The following is a 19,896-nucleotide window of genomic DNA, read 5'->3' on the forward strand; positions in this document are numbered from 1 at the left end:
CGTCCTCGACGCCCTCCAGGCCGGCGACGGCGCCCACCTGCTGGACGCGGCCCTCATGGAGAGCCCGCCCCAGGACCGGTGGGGCATGTGCGGCAACCTCGTCACCCACGACGTCACCCACCCCACCCCTCTGTCCGGTTGATCCGTCCACCGGCGCGCCCTCCGCGAGGGGCGCGCCGGCCCACCCCCCTGCTGAGGAGCACGGCGATGTCACCCGATGCCGCCCCCGCCCGATCGAGAGCCCTCCGGATCCTGACGGCCGCCGCCCTGGCCGCGGCCCTGACCCTGCACGCCGCCCCCGCCGCGGCCACGGTGCAGAGCGCTGGGCAGACCTACTACGTCGACTCCGCCGGCGGCGACGACGCCGCGTCCGGCCTGGACGAGGCGCACCCCTGGAAGAGCCTGGACAAGGTCAACGCCACCACGTTCCACCCCGGGGACCGCCTCCTGCTGCGCGCCGGCGGACGCTGGACCGGGCAGCTCTGGCCCAAGGGCTCCGGTGAGAGCGGCGCGCCCATCACCGTCGACCGGTACGGCGACGGCGCCAAGCCGCGCGTCGACGGCGCCGGCCAGGTGGACGACGCGGTCCGGCTGTTCAACCAGGAGCACTGGACGATCCGGAACTTGGAGGTCACCAACGAGGTCCCCGCCACCGGCACCCCGGGCGAGAACCTGCGGGACCTGCGCGGCGTCCATGTCTCCGGCGACGACAGCCGGACCCTCGACGGGTTCGTCATCGACGCCGTGGACGTCCACGACGTCACCGGCCAGGTGAACTGGATCAGCGGCAGCATCGAGAACAACGCGCCCGGCGTGCGGTTCAAGACCGGCTGGGACGGCTCGAAGAGGACCGGCGGCATCGTGTTCGACACGACGGTGCCCGACATCAAGGCCCCGCCGGAGCGCGCCACCGTGCTCAACGACGTGGTCGTCCAGAACTCCACCGTCCGCGACACGTCGTTCGCCGGCATCGTCGTCAAGCAGTACACCGGCGACGGCAAGGACGACGCGGGCGAGACCATCGCCACCGCCACCGGCTGGGGCACCCGCACCAGCGCGGACGACCCCAAGTTCACCCCGCACACGAAGATCGTCATTCGGAACAACCACGTCACGCAGGGCGGCACCGCGTACGGCTGCAACGGCATGTACATCACCAACGTCCGCGGCGCGCTCATCGAGCACAACGTCGTATACCGCGCCGGCACCTCCGGCATCGAGACGTACTACGCCGACGACGTGACGCTCCAGTTCAACGAGGTGTACGAGACCCAGCAGAAGGCCGGCGGCGCCGACTCCAACGGCATCGACCCGGACAAGGGCACCACCCGGCAGGTCGTCCAGTACAACTACCTGCACGGCAACGGCGACGGCATCCTGCTCTGCCAGTTCGCCTTCGGCGACGCGGTCGTGCGCTACAACGTGATCGCGGGCAACACCAGGTACCAGGTCTACCTGCACTCCGACCGTGCCGCCACCGCGAAGGTGCACAACAACACGATCTACAACGACCGCAGCGCGTACCTCGTCTACGGGTACGGGACCTCCCTGGAGGCGACGTACGACATCCGCGACAACATCCTCTACTCCACGAGGGCCGGCGCGGCGCTGACGACCAGCCCGACCATCACCTACAGCCACAACCTGTACGGCGGCGCCGACCTCGCGGTGCCCGCGACCGACGAGCACGCGATCGTCGGCGACCCGCGCTTCGCCGCCGCCCCGGTCACCGGCCCGTACGGCACGCCCGAGAGCGGCCCGCGCCTCGACACCGCCCACGGCCTGCGCGTCGTCTCCGGCTCGCCGGCCGTCGACACCGGCGTCGCGGTCGAGGACAACGGCGGCCGCGACTACGCCGGCGCAGCCCTCTACAACGGCGCCCCCGACCGCGGCGCGTTCGAGTACACCACCGCGGACGGCGCCACGACCGAGTCCGTCACCGGCGTCGTCCGCACCCCGGCCGGCGCGCCCGTGTCCGGAGCGGCCGTGACCGTCCAGGGCGCGCCCGCCGGCGCGACCACCGGCGCCGACGGGCGGTACGCGGTCGGCAGGGTGCCCTTCGCCGACGGCGTCACGGTCACCGCCACCCGCAACGGCTACCGGCAGGCCACCCGCGCCGTGAACGTCCGGCCCGGCAACGTCACCGTCGCCGACCTCACCATGGCCCCGACCAGCGTGGTCGGCACCGTCACCGGCCGGGTGCTCGACCAGGCCGCCCAGCCGCTGGCCGGCGCCACCGTCACCGTCAAGGACGGCGACCAGGCCCTCGGCACCGCCACGAGCGGCGACGACGGCGCCTTCACGGTCGAGGACGTGCCGGCGGGCGACGGCTACACCGTCCGCGCCGAGCTCGGCGGCCACACCGCCGCCACCCGGACGGGCGTGAAGGTCGACGCGGCGACGGCCACCGACGCCGGCGCGCTGCTCCTCACCCGCCCGATCCCCGGCTACCTGGCCGTGCACGACTTCGACGCTCTCCCGGCCGGGCCGCTGACCAGCGGCGACGGGCTCGTGGTGAGCAGCGCGGGCGGGCGCGTGGACGTCGTCGAGACGCCCGGCGCCACCGGCAAGAGCGTCAAGCTCACCCGGACGACCAGCAGCGGCAGCACCAGCCTGTCCCGCTCGTTCTCGCCGCCGCTCAAGGGCGTCGTCACCGTGGAGGCGCGGGTCATGAGCGAGGCGGCGTACTCCTCCGGCAACCACTGGTTCTCCGTGCCGTACGTGCGCGGCTCGACCGGCCAGAACGCCGTCAGCCTCGCCTTCACCAAGAACACCATCGTCGCCTACCAGGGCGCCACCACCCGCACCGTCGGCACGTACGAGCCCGGCCGCTGGTACCACGTCGCGGCCGTGATCGACACGGTCAACCAGCGCTTCGACCTGCTGATCGACGGCAGACGGGTGCTGGAGGGAGCCACGTTCAGGACCGCCCTCGACGGCGTCGCCCAGATCGACTACTACGCCAACAGCACCAACTACGGCACCCTGAACCTCGACGACCTCCGCGTCGCCCAGGGCGTCGGCCTGGCCCGCGACGACGCCGGCCTGCTCAGCGTCGAGACCGGCCAGGGCACCCCCGGGCCCGGCGACGACGGCACGTACGTGCTGGACGTGCCGGCGCGCGTCGCCCAGGTGGACGTGACCGCCGTGGCGCGCAGCCCGTTCGCCCGCTCGGTCGCCATCGACGGCGAGCCGACCGCCGGAGCGCAGGCCACGCGCCGGATCACGCTCGGCGACACCGGCGCCGACGTGCGCGTCACCGTCACCGCCGAGGACGGCACCGACGCGACGCGCATCCTGAGGATCAGGCGCGGGCCGCTCGCCCAGGACACCAGCCTGACCGCCCTGGTCCCCGACGCCGGGACGCTCGACCCGGCCTTCGACCCCGACGTCCACGCGTACACGCTGACCGTGCCGTCCTCCCGCGACTCGGTCGCGTTCACGCCCACCGCGCTCAACCCCAAGGCCGGCATCACGGTCGCGGACCGGCAGGTCACCAGCGGCGCCACGTCACCCGCCGTCCCCGTCGCCGTGGGCGACACCGACGTCGCCGTCAAGGTGGTGTCGGAGGACGGCACGGCCGACGCCACGTACACGGTCGAGGTCACTCGTCCGGCACCCGAGCTCCCGCAGGACGGCGCCGCCGAGCCGCCCGGCTGCGCCGAGCTGTCGACCACCCTCGGCCAGGCGAACGGCCTGCGCGACGGCACCTACGACGTCACCGTGAACCTGTGGTGGGGCGTCAACGGCAGCGTCTTCGTCCTGTACGAGAACGGCAAGGAGATCGCCCGCCGCGACCTCACGCCGAGGACGCCCTCGGCCCAGCGGGCCACGGTGTCCGTCACCGGCCGCCCCAACGGCGGCTACGTCTACACCGGCGAGCTGCTGAACCAGGCCGGCCGCACCGCCACCACCTCCGTCAAGGCCGTGGTGACCGACGCCGCCCCCGGCGAGCCCGTGCTCAGCTCGGACAACTGGGACGGCGACGGCTCCTACACCGTCCGGATGAACCTGTGGTGGGGCACCAACGCCACCGCGTACCGGCTCTACGAGGACGGCGTCCTCGTCGACACGCAGCGCCTCGACGCGGCCACCCCCGCCGCCCAGAGCGCCGCGACCGTCCTCACCGGCCGGGCGGCCAGCACGCACACGTACGTGGCGGAGCTGGAGAACGCCGCCGGGGTCACCAGGAGCGGCCCGCTGACCGTCAAGGTGACCCGGTGATCCTGATGGCACAATGACCGCCATGACCGACGACGGGCAGGGGCGGGGCACGCCCGCCGCGGCGCCGACCCTGCACGACGTCGCCCGGGAGGCGGGCGTCTCGATCGCCACGGCGTCGCGCGCGCTCAACGGCAGCGCGCGCAACGTCCGCGCCGAGAACGTCTCCCGCGTGCGGGCCGCCGCGGCCAAGCTCAACTACGAGCCGCACCTGTCGGCGCAGGCCATCGCCCGGGGCTCGACCAGGACGGCCGCCCTGGTCGTCAGCGACATCGCCGACCCGTACTTCTCCTCGATCGCCGCCGGCGTCACGCTGGCGGCCGACGAGGCCGGGCTCATCGTCACGGTGGCCGTCGCCGACCGCTCGCCGGCGCGCGAGCTGGAGATCGTCAGGACGCTGCGCGGCCAGCGGCCCCGCGCCGTCATCGTCGCCGGCACCCGCATCGCCGGCGCCGCCACGCGAGAGGCGCTGATCGAGGAGCTGGAGGCGTACCGCACGGCCGGGGGACGGGTGGTGCTGGTCAGCCAGCACGACTTGCCCTTCCCGACCGTCACCGTCGACAACGCGGGCGGCGCCCACCGGCTCGCCCGCGCCCTCACCGGGGCGGGCTACCGGCGCTTCGCCGTGCTGCGCGCCCCCGACCGGGTCCGCACCTCCCACGACCGCTGCGCCGGGTTCGCGGCCGGCCTCGCCGAGGCGGGCGTCGCCCTGGACCAGGCTGACGTGTTCGAGACCGAGTTCACCCGCGCGGGCGGCTACGACGCGGCCCGCCGCCTCGCCCGGCGCGGCCTGCGCGGCGTCGAGCTGGTCTTCGCCGTCAACGATGTGATGGCCATCGGCGCCATGACGGCCCTGCGCGACGAGGGGCTCGTGCCCGGCCGGGACATCGCGATCGCCGGCTTCGACGACATCGCGCCGGCCCTCGACGTGGCGCCCGCCCTCACCTCGGTGTCGGTGCCGCTGGAGGAGGCCGGCCTGACCGCGATGCGCCTCGCCCTGTCCGCCGACCCGGGACCGGCCGTCACCACCGTCCCCGCCACGGTCGTCCTGCGCGACAGCACCCCGCCCCGGTAGGCGATCAAGATTGTCGTAAGCCGCCGCTAGTGTCCCGGATCCAGTGACGCCGTCCTGGAAGGGGCCCGCATGGCCGCCTGGCACGACCTGCACAAGCTCATCATCGGCGGCGACGTCGCCGGCACGGTCGCCTACGTCGCCGGGCTCGGCCCCGCCGACCGCAGGACCGTCGCGGCCGAGCTGGCCGAGCACGTCCGCCGGCGCCCCAGATGGGAAGGGAGGTGGCGGCACGAGGTACGGCCCCTGATGCTGGCGGGCGCCGGCTGCCTCGGCGGCTCGGCGGCCGTGGCCTCGTGGCTGTTCCGGCGCGACTTCCGGTGGCGCAGGCAGGACCCCCGTGACGTGGAACGCCTCCTCGGCCTGCTGCGCGACCGGCCCGAGCCGTGGCGTGCCGACCTGGCCAGCCGCCTCGCCGCGCGGCTGCGCCTCCCCGACCTGCAGCACTGGGAACTGACCGCCGCCCTCGTCCGCGAGACCGGCGTCGAGCCGCCGGACGGCGCGGCGTTCACGATCGGCTGGCTGCGTGCCCTCACCCCCGCTTCGGCCGCCGCCGACCCGCTGCTCCCCGCAATGGCCCAGCGCATCTTCGAGGCCGACGGCCTGAGTGAGGCGCTGCCCGGCGCCGTCCCCACCCTCGCGGCGCTGACGGACTCCGGGCTGCTGGAGCGCCGGGCCGTGCTCGACGGCGTCGTCGGACGCCTCCTGCGCGACGGCCAGAACGGGCTGCCCCTGCTCGCGACCCTGCACGACCGGCTCGCTCCCAGCCTCGGCGAGACCGCCGAGCGGGCCAAGGACTACGCCCGCCTGCTGCCCGCCGCTCCCGTCGCGGTGGCCGAGACGGCCGTGGCACGGCTGCGGGCGCTGGACGAGGCCGGGCGGCTGACCGGGGAGCTGTTCGCCGAGGCGGTGGAGTCCCTGGCGTTCCGGCCGGAGCCCAGGCTGCTGCGGTCGCTCCTGTCCTGGCTCGGCGCCACGGCCGCGGGTGCCGCCACGTCCGGTCCCGGCGGCGGACGGGCGGACGTCGCGCTCCGCGTCCTCTCGCAGGTCGCCGGGCACGACTCTCTGGTCCTGCAGGAGCGGGCCGTACGGCTGGCCGTGAAGCTCGCCCCAGTGGCGGGGGAGGAGGGCCGTGAGGCGGTCAGGGAAGCGGCGGCCGCGCTGCCGGCCGACCTGCGCGATCGGATCGGCGCGGCGTACGGCGAGGTCGGCGGTGAGGCCCCGCCAGAGGTGCCGGTCCTCGTCGCCGTCCCCGCTCCGCAACCGCTGCCGTCCATCGCGTCGCCCCGTGAGCTCGTCCGTGAGCTCATCGGCTTCCGGTGGCCGTACGACCCCCTCACCTTCGAACGCCTCCTCGCGGGGCTCGCCGAGTGGTCGCACCGGGAGCCCGACGCGCTACGCGAGGCACTGCGCCCCTGGTGGGAGCCGCACCGCGCGTACGCTTTCGACTACTTCGTCCGGGACGCCGACGACGCCCTGGACGAGGTCCTCGACCGGGCGTTCTTCGCGTTCGCCATGCCGAAGGTTAGCCGTGAGCTGCCGCACGACCCCGAACGGGCCCGCGATCGGTGGGCCGTCGCCGCGGGCGCGATCGACCGCCTCTCCCGGCGACGCGCCTTCGAGCTCGTCGCCCCGTTCGAGAGGGGCGTGGTCCATCCCGTCCTGCTGGCCACGCCTACGTCGGGCACCGGCCACGTCGACCACGGCGTGCTGCTCGACCGCCTCGAACGCCTGGAGGCAGCCGGGGCGCGGGCCCTGCCCGCCGACCTGACGCAGGCCCTGCTCAGACTGCCCCGGGAGATCGACGCGGCGACCGTCCGCCGGGTCAGGACGTTCACCTCGGACGCCGGCCGGGCCTGCGCCTCCTGGATGGCCGGCGACCGCCTGGCCGATCCCGAGGTGTCCTGCCGGCCGCGCGTCTCCGGCATGCCCGGCTCCGTCCGCTGGAGCGTGGACGTCGTCGTGACCGGTCGTGACGCCGCTCTGCCCGAGCCGGTCGCGGGGCTGTTCGAGCCGGCGCCGGAGCACAGGCACACGCTGGGGTGGTGGCCGCGCGGCCTTCCCTCGCACCGGGAGCTCGCCGCCGCCCACCTCGTGCCGCACCTGGCCGCCTCCGTGGAGGTGCGCGACGGCGGCGCGGCCGTCCTGCCCGCCCCCGCGCGCGGCGGGGGGCCCGCCGGTACGGCGACGGCGTACGCGCTGGCCTGCGGCATGAGCCACGCCGGCCCGGCCGCGCGGGCGAGCGCCACGGACGCCCTGCTCATCCTGGCCGCCCGCGGCGAGGTGCCCGTCGAGGCCATGGCCGACGCGCTCACCGAACGGATCACGAACGGCTACGCCAAGCTCAACCGCGTGGCGGCGGTCCTCGGCGACGCCACGCGGGCGGGAGCCCACGAGGCGGTGTGGGCGCTGTCGGCGCGGCTCGTGCCGGGACTCCTCCTGGGAGTCCTGCCGGGACTCATCCCGGAGCTCCTTCCGGAACTCGTTCCCGGGCTCCTCCCGGCAGACGGCGACAGGCCCCGCGCCGGACTCGCCGATCTGCTGGCCGTCGCCGCCGCGGCCGCCCGCCTCACGGCCGCCCGCGCCGACCTGCCGGGGCTCGCGGAGCTGGCATCCCGCAAGGGGTCCAGCCGGCTGCTCCAGGAGGCGCGCAGGCTCCAGCGGCTCATCGCGCCCCGGCCGGACGAATCCCCGGCGACGAGCTGACCTCGCGGAGCGTACGGTGAAGGCATGGGGAAGATCCTTGTCGGTACGGCCTCCTGGACGGACAAGTCGCTTCTCGCCTCCGGCTGGTATCCCCCGGATGCCGCCACGCCGGAGGCCAGGCTGGGGTACTACGCGAGCCGGTTCCCCCTGGTGGAGGTGGACGCCACCTACTACCACCCGCCCGCCGAGCGCACCGCCGAGCTGTGGCGGGACCGCACCCCGCCGGGCTTCACGTTCAACGTCAAGGCGTTCTCGCTGCTGACCCATCACCCGACCCGCCCCGCGGCGCTGTACAAGGACTTACGGGCCGCGCTCGGCGAGCCCCGGCGCACGCTCTACCTGCGTGACGTGCCGCCGGAGGTGGCCGAGCAGGTGTGGGCGCGGTTCCTGAGCGCGCTGCGGCCGTTACGCGAGGCGGGCAAGCTGGGGGCGCTGCTGTTCCAGTTCCCGCAGTGGTTCACCCCCGGCGCCGCGAGCCGCCGCCACATCCTGGAGTGCCGCGACCGCTGCCGGCCGGCGCGCATTTGCGTCGAGTTCCGCAACACCGCCTGGCTGGACGAGCGGCACCGCCGCGAGACGCTCGCCTTCCTGGAGGCCCACGACCTGCCGTACGTGGGGGTGGACATGCCGCAGGGGCATCCGTCGTCGGTCCCGCCCGTGCTGGCCGCCACCTCCGACCTGGCCGTGGTACGCCTGCACGGCCACTCGGACAAGTGGACGAGCCGGGTCATCGAGGAGCGGTTCGGCTACCTGTACGCGGAGGAGGAGCTGCGGGACTGGGCCGGCCGGATCGCGAAGCTGTCCGGCGAGGCCGCCACCACGCACGTGCTCACGAACAACTGCTGCGCCGACAACTCCCAGCGCAACGCCGCCCGCCTGGCCGACCTGCTGGCGGAACACGGCGCCGACGTCGTCCACCCCGCCGGCCCGCCCGGATCGTGAACGAGTCCTACCGGGCGGGGAGGTCGACGGCCGGTTCCGGGCGGTGGACGCCCCGGGGGCGGTAGCCGAGGGACTCGGCCAGGCCGAGCAGGTCGGCGACGTACCAGAGCGTGGCCAGCCACATCTCCGTGCCCTGGAGTCCCGGGCGGTGGTCGCGGTGGTTCGGGCCGCTCAGCGGCGGGTGCGCGAAGGGGAAGCCCTCGCCGTCCACCCATTGCGCGGCGATGAGCGCGACCTGGGCGGACGCCCACGCGGTGATCTCGTCGGCGCGGTGCGCGCTCTGCCGCCGGGCCAGCCAGAGGGGGTGCGCCACGTCGAGCCCGTTGCAGGCGGTGGTGCGTCCCGGGCCGAAGTGCCGGGTGTCGGCGGCGTGCGTGAGCACGGTGTCGACGGCGCGCTCCGGGTACGGCACCGGCAGCCCGAACTGGGCGAACGATCCCCGCGTCGCCCGGTAGAAGCCGTTGACCGGCTGGAGCAGCCCGTCGCTGGGGCGTTCGCGGCTCCACATGCCGTTGTCGGGGCGGCAGCGGGTGAGCAGGCCGCCGAAGAAGGCGTCGAGCTGGGCGGGGGAGACCTCGCCGTGGCGGAGGTTCCACATCAGGGCCGTGCCCAGCGTGTCGACGCCCGCCCCGGCCTGCCAGCCGGCGTCGCGCCACGGCTGCCCGTCGAGCACGGCCGAGATGTCCGCCGGGGTCATGCGCTCCACCGCGCGGATCGGGTGCTCGAACCGGGATCCGAGCAGGTCAAGGGCGTAGCCGAGGCTGAGGACGTGGTAGTGCGCGGTGCCGTCCTCGTACCCGGCGGGCGGCGGGGCGTGCCGGCCGTCGGGGCCGAGCAGCGGGGTCAGGCCCGAGACGGGGTCCTGGTTCTGCCGCAGCCTGCGGACGTGCTCCTCGCGCGGAAGCCGGCGCGGTGGCTCGCCGGTCAGCAGGAAGGACAGCTCGACGGCGTCGGCGTGCGCGCGCAGGGTCGGGGCGTCGCCGGGGGCGTTGACGTAGCGGCCGGACGGGGTGCCGTCGGGCGCGTCGGCGTCGTCCTCCCAGCTCCGCCCGACGATCCGCGCGCACTGCTCCCGCGCGCGGTCCGCCAGCTCGGCCAGGGCGTGCGCGGCGTCGGCGTGGCGGGACGCCTTGCGGTGGCGCCGGTCCCGGATGAACCGGGCCGGGTTGCCCGCCACGACGGCCCACTCGGGCACGTCCTTGGTGACGACCGAGCCGGCGCCGACGACGGCGTGGGAGCCGATGGTCACCCCGTCCACGATCACCGCGTTCGAGCCGATCCACACGTCGTCGCCGACGGTGATGCCGCGCTCGCTGTGCGGCTGCCGGTGGACGGGGCGGTCGGGCTCCATGGAGTGGTTGAAGCCCAGGATGGACGTGTGCGCGCCGATCCGGACGCCGTCGCCGAGGGTGACCTTGCCGCGTACGACGGTGAACGGGTTGACGGTGCAGTCGTCACCGGTGCGCAGGCTGCCGGTGACGTAGGCGTGGGCGGCGATGTAGCAGTCGTCGCCCATGCGCAGGTCGGCCGGGTGCACCATGGCCAGCTCGGAGACGAACGTCCGCTCCCCGATGGAGCCGCCGGTCAGCTCGACGAGCCCGCGCTGCCGTTCGAGCTGCGCCTTCCGCTGCTCCTCGTCCGCCTCCTGCCAGAACAGCCAGGCGTTGTAGTCCAGCAGTTTGGCGTCGTGCTCCATGCGGCTCCTCGCGGTCGCTGCCAGGATCGGGCAGATCGGACATGAGCGTCCAAGAGTGTACGACGTCTACGCCGGACCGCCGGGAAGAGGTGACGCGTCCGCGAGCTCGTCCGCGGTGGCGCGGGCGGCGATGCGGGCGGCCAGCACATGCTTGCACGGGCCGCGGGACCCACGGTGGTCCCACCACCACGGGCACGTGCAGGAGCCGTCGGCCAGCCCGACCTCGCGCACACCGCCGTCGGTGCGCACCCGCGCCGTGTCGCCGTCGAGCCGCACGGCCCCGGCCTCGACCAGCGCCTTCGCCGAGGCCAGGCGCGGGTTGAGATGCTGGACGTGCTCGCGGTCGTACGGCAGCTCGCGGTGGAAGTGCGCGGCCTCGGACAGGTCGTAGCCGACGCGGCCGGCCGTGCCGAGCTGGGTCAGGGCGGCCCGGACCCGGTCGGTGGGCAGGCCCGCGCGGTCGGCGAGCAGGCCGATCTCCACCTCCGGCTCGAAGTTGAGCAGCATGCCCACCACGTCGGCGTCGGCCTCGGCCTCGTCGGTGGCGAGGTCGGCCAGGACCGCGCCCTCACCGGAGAAGCCACGCCAGCGCTCCGGCGACAGGACCAGCGTGTACCGCATGCCGGGCAGCTCCAGCTCCCAGGCGCTGGACGCCGGGCCGCCGGTCCCGGCCGGGCCGTACACCTTGAGGCTCTTGGCGAAGCGGAGCAGGGGGAGCAGCGTGGCCAGGCGGCCCACGCCGGACAGGCACACCGCGCCCGCGGCGGGACGGTCGGTGACGCGCAGGTCGCGGCCCGCGGGGGCGACCCAGAGGTCGGCCGTCGCCCGCTTGGGCAGGGACCGCAGGAAGCGCACGGCGCTCATGCCGGGCAGCTCCGCCCGCAGGTCCATGCCCGCCGCGATGACCTGGACCTCGGCGAAGCCCCGCAGCCACCGCTCCGGCAGCGGCACCTTCTTCTCCACGACCGCGCCGTCGAGTGTCGTCACGGTCAGCTCGTCGGCGCCGACGCCCAGGTGGAGCGGGTCGCGTCCGCCCACCCTGGCCAGCGCCTCGCGCAGGGGGCCGTTGACGTCGACGTTCGTGGTGCCCCGGTCGAACACCTCGCCGTCCAGGGCGTCGTCGAGCAGGTCGAGCCGGGAGTAGACGCCGCCGCAGGCGGAGAACGACTCGAAGCGCAGCCGGTCGCCGCCGCAGGTGACGACCGGGTCGCGGGTCCAGCCGGGACGCGGCTGGTGGTAGCGGGTGAGGGCCACGTCGGCCACGCCCAGCAGCGCCGCGGCTGCGGGCGCGGCCTGGGTCACCACGCCGCTGAAGAACCGGGGCGCCAGGGAGGGGCCGCTGAGGGCCCGGCCACCGGAGGTGGACAGTCCCAGACGCCCGTCCACCATCGCGGAGGGCGCGGCGTAGCTGTAGGTCTGCGTCGCTTGGGTCATGGGCGGGACAGTAGAGATCATCACTGACAAAAGAGCGCGGGCGCGGCCTGTCCGGCATGTGGGTGGCGGCTGTTCGCGGGCGTGCTGCTGCGAGAGAATGGGTGGAATTGGTACATGTAAGGACAGATCTGCTGATGCTGAATCCGGTTCACCTCCGGACGCTCGCCGCCGTGCTGAACGCCGGATCGTTCGCCGGCGCCGCGCGGAGCCTCGGCTACACCGGCTCGGCGGTCTCGCAGCAGATCGCGGCGCTGGAACGGGTGGTCAGGGTGCCGCTGTTCGAGCGCGGCGCCCACACGATCACGCCGACCTCGGCGGCCCGCTACCTCGTCCTGCGCTCCGTGGACGTGCTGTCCGCGCTGGACGCCCTGGAGGAGGACGTCCGCGGCCTGTGCGAGGGCACGATCGGCCGCCTCCGGGTGGGCAGCTTCCCCACGGCCAGCCGGCGGCTCCTGCCCGTCGCCCTGGCCGCGTACGCCCGGACGCACCCGTCCGTCGAGACCCACCTCGACGAGGGCGAGCCCGACGAGCTCGTCCCCCTGGTACGCGCGGGGGAGCTCGACCTGGCGCTGGTCTACCGGTACGACCTGGTCCCGAGGGCCTGGCCGCGGGACCTGCACCAGGTGAGGCTGCTGGAGGAGGAGCTGCTGGTGCTGCTGCCCGAGCGGCACTCGCTGGCCGGCGCCGAGAGGATCGGGCTCGACGACCTCAAGCACGAGACGTGGGTGGCCACCCGGGAGGGCACCGCCGGAGCCGCGTTCCTGCGCGGCCTGTGCGCCCAGGCGGGCTACCAGCCGCGGGTCGACCACCGCAGCGGCGACTACGGCGTCATCCGCGGCTTCGTGCGCTCCGGCCTCGGTGTGGCCCTCGTCCCTGCGCTCGCCCACCAGCCCGGCGAGGGCGTGGTCGCGACCGGGCTCGACGGGGTCGCGGCGCGCCGCCGCATCGGCGCCGTGTACCGTTCCCGGACGACGAACCCGACGGTCGGCGGCGCGGTGCGCGCCCTGCGCCAGGCCGCGGCCCGGCTGGGCGAGGGCGGGCATCCCGGCCTCTCGTACGAGGCCGGCGGCGACGCAGCACAAGACGAGCGCCGATGAAGCACAAGAAGTTCTTCCGCCACGCCCGCAGATGGCCGCGCTCGACCGCTTCCTCCCGCGTCACCCGCTCCGCGATGCTGGACCTACCGTCGCCGAAAGGAGTCGTCTGATGCAGGAGTCCGGGCGCGAGCTGCCCGCGCGGGCCTCGGCCGTGATCATCGGGGGTGGCGCCATGGGCGTCAGCTCGGCCCACGCGCTGGCCGCGGCGGGGGTCCCCGACGTGGTCCTGCTCGACAAGGGGCCGCTGGGCTCCGGCTCGACCTCGAAGGCCGCCGGGGGAGTGCGCGCGCAGTTCTCCGACCGGGTCAACATCGAGCTCGCCGTCCGCAGCCTGGAGACGTTCGACGCCTTCACCGAGCGCTTCGGGCAGGAGATCGACCTGCACAAGCCCGGCTACCTGTTCCTGCTGGACTCACCGGCGGCCGTCGCCGAGTTCGAGAAGAACGTCGCCGTCCAGAACGACCTCGGCGTGCCCAGCCGGATGATCTCGCTGCGCGAGGCCGCCGAGCTGTCGCCGCTCATCGACACCGAAGGGCTGCTCGCCGCCGCCTACTCGCCGACCGACGGCCACTGCACGCCCGAGTCGGTGGTCCTCGGGTACGCGGGCGCGGCCCGGCGGCTCGGCGCGCGGCTGCTGCCGAACTGCGCCGCGACCGGCATCGAGACCGTGGACGGCCGCATCGTCGCCGTCCTCACCGAGGGCGGGCGCATCGAGACCGACACCGTGGTCTGCGCGGCCGGCGCCTGGTCGGCCCCGGTCGGCGGCTGGGTGGGCGTCGACCTGCCGGTCACCCCGCTGCGCAGGCAGGTCCTGGTCACCGAGCCGATGCCGGACCTGCCGCCGACGGCGTTCACCATCGACTTCGCCACCACGTTCTACTTCCACCGGGAGGGGCCCGGCCTGCTGCTGGGCATGTCCGACCCCGACGAGACCCCCGGCTTCAAGCTCGACCGGTCCGACGCGTGGCTGCCGAGGCTGGGCGAGGCCATGGCCCGCCGCGTCCCGGCGCTCATGGAGACCGGCATCGCCACCGGCTGGGCCGGCCTGTACGAGGTGACGCCCGACCACAACGCCCTCATCGGGGTGGCCCCGGACGTGGACCGGTTCATCTACGCCACCGGCTTCTCCGGTCACGGCTTCCTGATGAGCCCGGCCGTCGGTGAGGTGGTCCGCGACCTGTGCCTGGGGCGGGAGCCGTTCGTGGACGTCAGCGGCCTGGACGCCCGCCGCTTCGCCCGCGCGGGGGCGCGCCCCGAGCTGAACATCGTCTAGCGGGGCGCGGCGCCGGCGCTGTTGCTCCTCGCCGGCCGCCAAGCCCGCCGCGGTCGCCGCCGTCACCGCCACGCTGATCGGCGGGGGAGCGGTGGTCGTCCACGGCATACGGCCGGAGCCCGCGCCCCGGCGCGCAGCCGGGTCGCCTCCGCCTGACACCCTCGACATCAGGGCGGCCGTCAGGACCGGAGCGCGAGCTCCACCACCTCGGCGACCGCGCCGTCCGCGCAGGCCCCGGCGACGACGTCGGCGGCCGCGCGGACCTCGGGGTGACCGTCGCCGACCGCGACACCCACCCCGGCCGCCATGATCATGTCGAGGTCGTTGGGGTTGTCGCCGACGGCCGCGACCTGTTCCAGGGGCACGCCCCGGGACGCGGCCAGCTCGCGCAGCGCGCTGCCCTTGGTCGCCCCCGCGGGCAGCACCTCCAGGTAGGTCGCCTCCGACCGGACCGTCACTGTCCCGGGGATGTCCAGGTGCGGCAGCCGGTCGCCGATCAGCATGCACTTGGTGATGCCGCCGGGCGGCAGCGCCGTCCAGTCGCCCGGGTCGCGCAGCTCGATCCCGTCGCGCCGCGCGAAGTCCCGCAGCTCGGGCACGTCGTGCACCGCCAGCGCCTCCTCACCGCAGAAGGCGACCGGGTGGACGCCCTGCCGGGCCAGCTCGTCGAACCCGCCGAGCAGCGTCTTCCACGCCGGCGCCGGCAGGTGGCGCGAGCGCAGGACCGCTCCGGTGGCCAGGTTGACGGTCCGGGCGCCGTTGTAGAGGATCGCCGGCCCGTCCAGGCCCAGCTCGTCGTAGTAGCGGCGCGCCGACGCCTCCATCCGCCCGGTCGCGATGACGACCTCCCCGCCCGCCTCGCGGAAGCGGCGCAGCGCGTCGCGGCTGGCGGGGACCATGGCCAGGTCGCGTCCCACGAGCGTGCCGTCCAGGTCGGTGACGATCCAGCGGATCACGCGGTCATCCCCGGCCCGGCGACCTCGGCCATGACGGAGCCGGCCAGGTCGTACCCGCCCACGCAGGCGAGGTAGCCGCCGGGGGCGAGGACGTCGCCGGACAGCGGGATGTAGACGCCCCCGGCCTGCCGGACCAGCAGCGACCCGGCCGCCACGTCCCAGGCGTTGACGTGGGTGCCGTAGGCGACGTCCGACCATCCCGCGGCCACGTGCGCGAGCTTCAGCGCGGCGCTGCCCGGCCGCCGGGTGGAGGCGAAGGCGTTGACCATGCGGGCGAAGCGGTGCAGCGCCTCCTCGCCCTCCGCCTCCAGGTCGCGGGGGCTGGGATAGCTGGACAGCAGCACCGCGTCCCGGTCCGTGCGGGCGCCGGAGCTGCGGATCGGCTCCCCGTTGTACGCGGCGCCGCCGAGCCAGGCGGTGAACTCGTCGTCGCGGACGGGGTCGTAGACCACGCCGGCGACCACCTCGCCGTCCACGGCCGCCCCGATCGAGGTGCAGAAGAACGGCAGGCCGGCGGCGAAGTTGGCGGTGCCGTCGATGGGGTCGACGTACCAGTGGACGGCGCCCTCGCCGTGGGTGCCGCCCTCCTCGCCCACCACGACGCTGCCGGGGGAGCGCCGCGCCAGGACCTGCCTGATGTGGTCCTCGGCCGCCTTGTCGTGCTCGGTGACCGGGTCGTGGAAGTCGCGCTTGGTGCGCACCTCGGGCCTGGAGCGGAAGGCGTTCCTGAGCCGGTCGCCGACCGCCCTCGCCGCCTCGGCCGCGATGGCCGCCAGCTCGCGTGAGGTGTTCACGTCCATGTCGCCTCCAGAAGGTTCAGCAGGCCGCGCGGGTCCTCGACGGTGGCCTGCGGGATCTGCCGCACGGGGTACGGCATCTTGTCGGTGCTGGGGGAGACCATGAGGACGGTGGCCCCCACCCCGGCTCGCGCGCCGCACACCACGTCCCGGTCGTGGGTGTCGCCGACGTACCAGACGTCGGCCGGATCGACTCCGAGGGCGCGGCAGGCGAGCAGGATCATCTCGGGGTTCGGCTTGCGGACGCCGACCTCGTCGCTGTAGACCTGCGCCGCCACTTGGCGGTCGAGGCCGGTGCGGGCCAGGAAGTCGCGGTGCACGGCGCCGCACAGCGCGTTGCTGACGACCGCGGGCGTGACGGCGTGCTCGCGGCAGGCGGCCAGCAGCTCCTCCGTCCCCGGGCGGATCTTCCGGTCGCTGCGCAGCTCGCCCATGCGCTTGCACAGGGCCGTCGCCTCGACGGTCACCAGCGTTCGCGCCTGGTCCGGCCAGTCGGCCGCGACGAACTCCGCCCAGAAGCGACGGTGGGTGAGCTCCTCGGGCGCGATCCGCCGCGAGGCGGCGTTCTTCCAGGACGAGTCGGCCCGCGCCCCGGCCCGGATGTCGCCCTCGACCTCCTCGGCCGTGAGAGCGTCGAAGCCGGCCCCGGCCAGCAGGCCGTGCACCTCGGCGGCCAGCTCGGCCGCCCATGACGGGCGCTTGCCCGTCTGCACGATCACGCCGCCGAAGTCCAGCAGCAGCGCTCTGGGACGGATCACGCGCCCACCCCCTCGGCGTCCCAGGAGGAGATCCGGGTCCCGTCCGCGCCGAACAGGTGCAGCCGCTCGGTCCAGACGGTCAGCACGTCGCCGGGCTCGGCCAGGACCGGCGTGTAGGACACGGCGTACAGCTCGGCGTCGAGGACGCGCAGCCGTACGGTCCAGGAGGAGCCCGCCGGCAGGACGGCCTCGACGACCGCCTCCTCGCGCCAGGCGGAGCCGGGCGGCGGGTCCAGCCGCAGCGCCTCGGGGCGGACGCCGACGGCGGCGGGCGGCTCCGGGCGCGGCATGCGCTGCTCGACGTGGCGCAACAGGGACGCGGCCAGGCCGGCGGGTGAGGGGCCGACGTCCACGATGGCCATGGGCGGGCTGCCGACGAACTCGGCGACGAACCGGTTGGCGGGCCTGGCGTACATCTCCATGGGCGCGGCGAGCTGCTGCAGCTCGCCCTCGTTCATGACCGCGATGTCGGTGGCCATGGTCAGGGCCTCCAGCTGGTCGTGGGTGACGAAGACGATCGTGGCTCCCGACTCCTCGTGGATGCGCTTGAGCTCGGCGCGCATCTCCAGGCGCAGCCGGGCGTCGAGGTTGGACAGCGGCTCGTCCAGCAGCAGCACGGACGGGTTGACGGCGAGCATCCTGGCCAGGGCGACGCGCTGCTGCTGCCCGCCGGAGAGCTGCGACGGATAGCGGTCCATGGCGGCGTCGACGTGGACCATCTTGAGCGCCGTCTCGGCGCGGGCCCGCCGCTCCGGGCCGGGGACCTTGCGCATGCGCAGGCCGAACTCGACGTTCTCGCGCACGGACATGTGCGGCCAGAGCGCGTAGTTCTGGAAGACCAGCCCCATGCCGCGCTTCTCCGGCGGCACGTACAGGCCCTGCTCCACGGAGTCGAGGACCCGGTCGCCGACGGCGATGGTGCCCGCGGTCGGCTGTTCGAGACCGGCGATCATCCGCAAAGTGGTGGTCTTGCCGCAGCCGGAGGGGCCGAGCAGGCACATGAACGCGCCGTCGGGGACGACGAGGTCGAGGTTGTTCACCGCGCGGTCGCCGCCGCCGTAACTCTTGGCGACTCCGCTCAGGGTGATGGTCGGCATCTATCCTCCTAGGCCGGACGCCAGGCCGCTCTTGGTCAGGCGCTGGGTCAGGGACGTCATGGTGAAGGAGAGCAGGGCGATCACGAGGACGACCGCGTTGGCGAGCTGGGTGTATCCGTAGTCGACGAGGCCGATGGACAGGGTGGTGAGGAGCTCGGTGCCGGTGGTGGTCAGCATGATGACGATGCTGAGCTCCTTGAGCCCGGACACGAACGGCAGCGTGATCCCGGTGACGAGCGCGCCCTTCTGGATGGGGAAGACGATCCGCCGCATCCGCTGCCACCAGGAGGCGCCGGCGATCTGCGCGGCCTCCTCCGGCTCCCGGCCGAGCTGCGTCATCGCCGCGATGCCCGAGCGGGAGCTGTAGGGCAGGTGGGTCACGGCCATCACGAGGATGAGCAGGAACGTGGTGCCGTACAGCGCGGGGACGGGGCCCCTGGCGACGGCGAACAGCGACAGCGAGGCCGCCGCGAACGCGATGCCGGGGACGAGGTAGGGCAGGAAGGACACCTGCCGGAGGAACCCGCCGATGCGCGGCGCCGTCCCCCGGACCACGACGTACCCGATGAGCAGGCCGACGACGGCGCAGATCAGCGCGGCCACGCCGACGACGCGCAGCGAGTTCCACGCCGCCTCCCACAGCTCCGGGCCGCGCAGGACGCCGTGGGGGAACCCGACGGCCCCGGGCAGCCGCTCGGCGAGCCAGTAGTCGAGGGTGAGGGTGGACAGGTCGAGAGGCGTGCGGGTGAGCGTGGACAGCAGCAGCGTGAGCACCGGGACGAGCACGCTCACCGCGAAGACCAGCAGGCCGAGCGCGAAGGCGGGCCAGCGGCGGCGGCGCAGGTCGCCCAGCCGGTCCATCGCCCCCTTGCCGCCCACGGTGACGAACCGGCGGTGCTCGCGCACCAGCCGCATGTCGGTGAAGACGATCAGCACGCCGATGACCACGATGACGGTGGCCAGGACGGAGGCCACCCCGGTGCCGCGGTCGCGGATCGACTGGAAGAGGCCGGTGGATAGCACCCGGTAGTCCGCGGGCAGGCCCAGCACGTACGGCGTGCCGAACGTGCCCAGCACCCGGCCGACCACGAGCAGGACGGCCGAGGACAGCGCCGGCAGCATCAACGGCGCCACGATCCGCCGCACGACGGTCCGCCGTGGGGCGCCGAGGACCCTGGCGGAGTCCTCCAGCTGGGCGTCGATCCGGCGCAGCGCGTTCCCGACGAGCAGCAGGACGAACGGGTAGTAGTGCAGCCCCAGCGTGACGATGATCGGCAGGGCGCCGTAGGCCAGCCAGTCCGGCGTGCGGACGCCCTGCGCCTGCAGGAAACCGGGCTGCCCGCCGGAGCGCTCGTTCTTGAACAGCGTGAGCCACGCCAGCGAGAACGTCCACGAGGGCAGCATGTACGGGATGACGAGCGCGCCCGCCAGCCAGCCGCGCCCCGGGACGTTGGTCCGGGTCAGCAGCCAGGCCGTCCCGCCTCCGAGCAGCAGCGCGAACAGCGTGGTGCCGACCGCCACCACGATCGTGTTGACCAGCGGCTCCCAGAACAGCAGGCCGCTGATCGGCGAGCGGAAGACCCGCCACAGGTAGTAGCCGGTCCATTCGCCCGGCTGCTGCCCGGCGTGGACCTCGTCGCCGTACTGCAGGCGGAAGGCGTCCGACAGCACGGCGACCAGCGGAGCGACGACGAGGTAGGCGAGCAGGACGACGAGGACCAGGCCGAGCAGGGCCGTCGGGTCGTGGCGCAGCACGCGCAGCCGGTACAGCAGCCGGCGCCGCCGGGGCGGCCGGCGCGGCGGCTGCGTCCTGGTCGTTACGGCCATGGGTTCTCCTCCGGGGGGAT

The 19,896-nt window shown here is 74.3% G+C and carries 13 protein-coding genes; 6 read left to right on the plus strand and 7 right to left on the minus strand.

The window, feature by feature from the left end; translation table 11 throughout:
* The first annotated feature begins 207 nt into the window (after positions 1 to 207).
* From MTP10_RS30375 to MTP10_RS30390, 4 genes are all read left to right on the plus strand, one after another.
* A complete protein-coding gene (locus MTP10_RS30375; protein ID WP_310713448.1) occupies positions 208 to 4,224 on the plus strand; it encodes a carboxypeptidase regulatory-like domain-containing protein in 4,017 nt (1,338 codons plus the stop codon).
* 22 nt (positions 4,225 to 4,246) lie between these two features.
* The gene (locus MTP10_RS30380) at positions 4,247 to 5,296 is read left to right on the plus strand and encodes a LacI family DNA-binding transcriptional regulator (protein WP_310713450.1); all 1,050 of its coding nucleotides are present in this window, start codon (positions 4,247 to 4,249) and stop codon (positions 5,294 to 5,296) included.
* Positions 5,297 to 5,365: 69 nt separating this feature from the next.
* A complete protein-coding gene (locus MTP10_RS30385) occupies positions 5,366 to 7,999 on the plus strand; it encodes a hypothetical protein (protein WP_310713452.1) in 2,634 nt (877 codons plus the stop codon).
* Between the two features lie 24 nt (positions 8,000 to 8,023).
* Positions 8,024 to 8,941: a DUF72 domain-containing protein gene (locus MTP10_RS30390; protein WP_310713454.1), complete on the plus strand. Its 918-nt coding sequence runs from the start codon at positions 8,024 to 8,026 to the stop codon at positions 8,939 to 8,941.
* Positions 8,942 to 8,948: 7 nt separating this feature from the next.
* Here MTP10_RS30390 and MTP10_RS30395 read toward each other — a convergent pair whose 3' ends face one another.
* Together MTP10_RS30395 and MTP10_RS30400 are read right to left on the minus strand one after the other, a co-directional pair.
* Positions 8,949 to 10,637, minus strand: coding sequence for an acyltransferase (locus tag MTP10_RS30395; protein ID WP_310713457.1), 1,689 nt, complete (start codon positions 10,635 to 10,637; stop codon positions 8,949 to 8,951).
* A gap of 66 nt (positions 10,638 to 10,703) precedes the next feature.
* Positions 10,704 to 12,071 carry an SWIM zinc finger family protein gene (locus tag MTP10_RS30400; protein ID WP_310713459.1) on the minus strand — a complete coding sequence of 456 codons (1,368 nt, stop codon included), beginning with the start codon at positions 12,069 to 12,071 and terminating at the stop codon, positions 10,704 to 10,706.
* Positions 12,072 to 12,205: 134 nt separating this feature from the next.
* Between MTP10_RS30400 and MTP10_RS30405 the strand changes: the two genes are divergently transcribed.
* Together MTP10_RS30405 and MTP10_RS30410 are read left to right on the plus strand one after the other, a co-directional pair.
* Positions 12,206 to 13,168 carry a LysR family transcriptional regulator gene (locus tag MTP10_RS30405; RefSeq protein WP_310713461.1) on the plus strand — a complete coding sequence of 321 codons (963 nt, stop codon included), beginning with the start codon at positions 12,206 to 12,208 and terminating at the stop codon, positions 13,166 to 13,168.
* Positions 13,169 to 13,277: 109 nt separating this feature from the next.
* The gene (locus MTP10_RS30410) at positions 13,278 to 14,441 is read left to right on the plus strand and encodes an FAD-binding oxidoreductase (RefSeq protein WP_310713463.1); all 1,164 of its coding nucleotides are present in this window, start codon (positions 13,278 to 13,280) and stop codon (positions 14,439 to 14,441) included.
* Positions 14,442 to 14,620: 179 nt separating this feature from the next.
* Here the strand turns inward: MTP10_RS30410 and MTP10_RS30415 are convergent, their stop codons facing one another.
* Genes MTP10_RS30415 through MTP10_RS30435 form a run of 5 tightly spaced genes read right to left on the minus strand, consistent with a single transcriptional unit; the run spans position 14,621 to position 19,876 of the window.
* Positions 14,621 to 15,397, minus strand: a complete 777-nt coding sequence (locus MTP10_RS30415; RefSeq protein WP_310713465.1) for a Cof-type HAD-IIB family hydrolase — start codon at positions 15,395 to 15,397, stop codon at positions 14,621 to 14,623.
* Positions 15,394 to 16,197 carry an inositol monophosphatase family protein gene (locus MTP10_RS30420; protein WP_310713467.1) on the minus strand — a complete coding sequence of 268 codons (804 nt, stop codon included), beginning with the start codon at positions 16,195 to 16,197 and terminating at the stop codon, positions 15,394 to 15,396. Before MTP10_RS30420 ends, MTP10_RS30415 begins: the two co-directional genes overlap by 4 nt.
* Positions 16,188 to 16,952 carry an HAD-IA family hydrolase gene (locus MTP10_RS30425; RefSeq protein ID WP_310713469.1) on the minus strand — a complete coding sequence of 255 codons (765 nt, stop codon included), beginning with the start codon at positions 16,950 to 16,952 and terminating at the stop codon, positions 16,188 to 16,190. Before MTP10_RS30425 ends, MTP10_RS30420 begins: the two co-directional genes overlap by 10 nt.
* A complete protein-coding gene (locus MTP10_RS30430; protein WP_310713470.1) occupies positions 16,949 to 18,049 on the minus strand; it encodes an ABC transporter ATP-binding protein in 1,101 nt (366 codons plus the stop codon). Before MTP10_RS30430 ends, MTP10_RS30425 begins: the two co-directional genes overlap by 4 nt.
* Positions 18,050 to 19,876, minus strand: a complete 1,827-nt coding sequence (locus tag MTP10_RS30435) for an iron ABC transporter permease (RefSeq protein WP_310713473.1) — start codon at positions 19,874 to 19,876, stop codon at positions 18,050 to 18,052. It abuts the gene before it with no gap.
* Positions 19,877 to 19,896 lie beyond the last annotated feature (20 nt).

The organism is Nonomuraea sp. 3-1Str (genome assembly GCF_031570565.1).
Taxonomy (GTDB): domain Bacteria; phylum Actinomycetota; class Actinomycetes; order Streptosporangiales; family Streptosporangiaceae; genus Nonomuraea.

Bases quoted from the DNA above. Each gene is read 5' to 3' on its own strand.
- MTP10_RS30420 (WP_310713467.1), bottom strand. From the start codon at position 16,197: ATGGACGTGAACACCTCACGCGAGCTGGCGGCCATCGCGGCCGAGGCG.
- MTP10_RS30430 (WP_310713470.1), bottom strand. From the start codon at position 18,049: ATGCCGACCATCACCCTGAGCGGAGTCGCCAAGAGTTACGGCGGCGGC.
- MTP10_RS30390 (WP_310713454.1), top strand. From the start codon at position 8,024: ATGGGGAAGATCCTTGTCGGTACGGCCTCCTGGACGGACAAGTCGCTT.
- MTP10_RS30435 (WP_310713473.1), bottom strand. From the start codon at position 19,876: ATGGCCGTAACGACCAGGACGCAGCCGCCGCGCCGGCCGCCCCGGCGG.
- MTP10_RS30375 (WP_310713448.1), top strand. From the start codon at position 208: ATGTCACCCGATGCCGCCCCCGCCCGATCGAGAGCCCTCCGGATCCTG.
- MTP10_RS30395 (WP_310713457.1), bottom strand. From the start codon at position 10,637: ATGGAGCACGACGCCAAACTGCTGGACTACAACGCCTGGCTGTTCTGG.
- MTP10_RS30405 (WP_310713461.1), top strand. From the start codon at position 12,206: ATGCTGAATCCGGTTCACCTCCGGACGCTCGCCGCCGTGCTGAACGCC.
- MTP10_RS30400 (WP_310713459.1), bottom strand. From the start codon at position 12,071: ATGACCCAAGCGACGCAGACCTACAGCTACGCCGCGCCCTCCGCGATG.
- MTP10_RS30380 (WP_310713450.1), top strand. From the start codon at position 4,247: ATGACCGACGACGGGCAGGGGCGGGGCACGCCCGCCGCGGCGCCGACC.
- MTP10_RS30385 (WP_310713452.1), top strand. From the start codon at position 5,366: ATGGCCGCCTGGCACGACCTGCACAAGCTCATCATCGGCGGCGACGTC.
- MTP10_RS30410 (WP_310713463.1), top strand. From the start codon at position 13,278: ATGCAGGAGTCCGGGCGCGAGCTGCCCGCGCGGGCCTCGGCCGTGATC.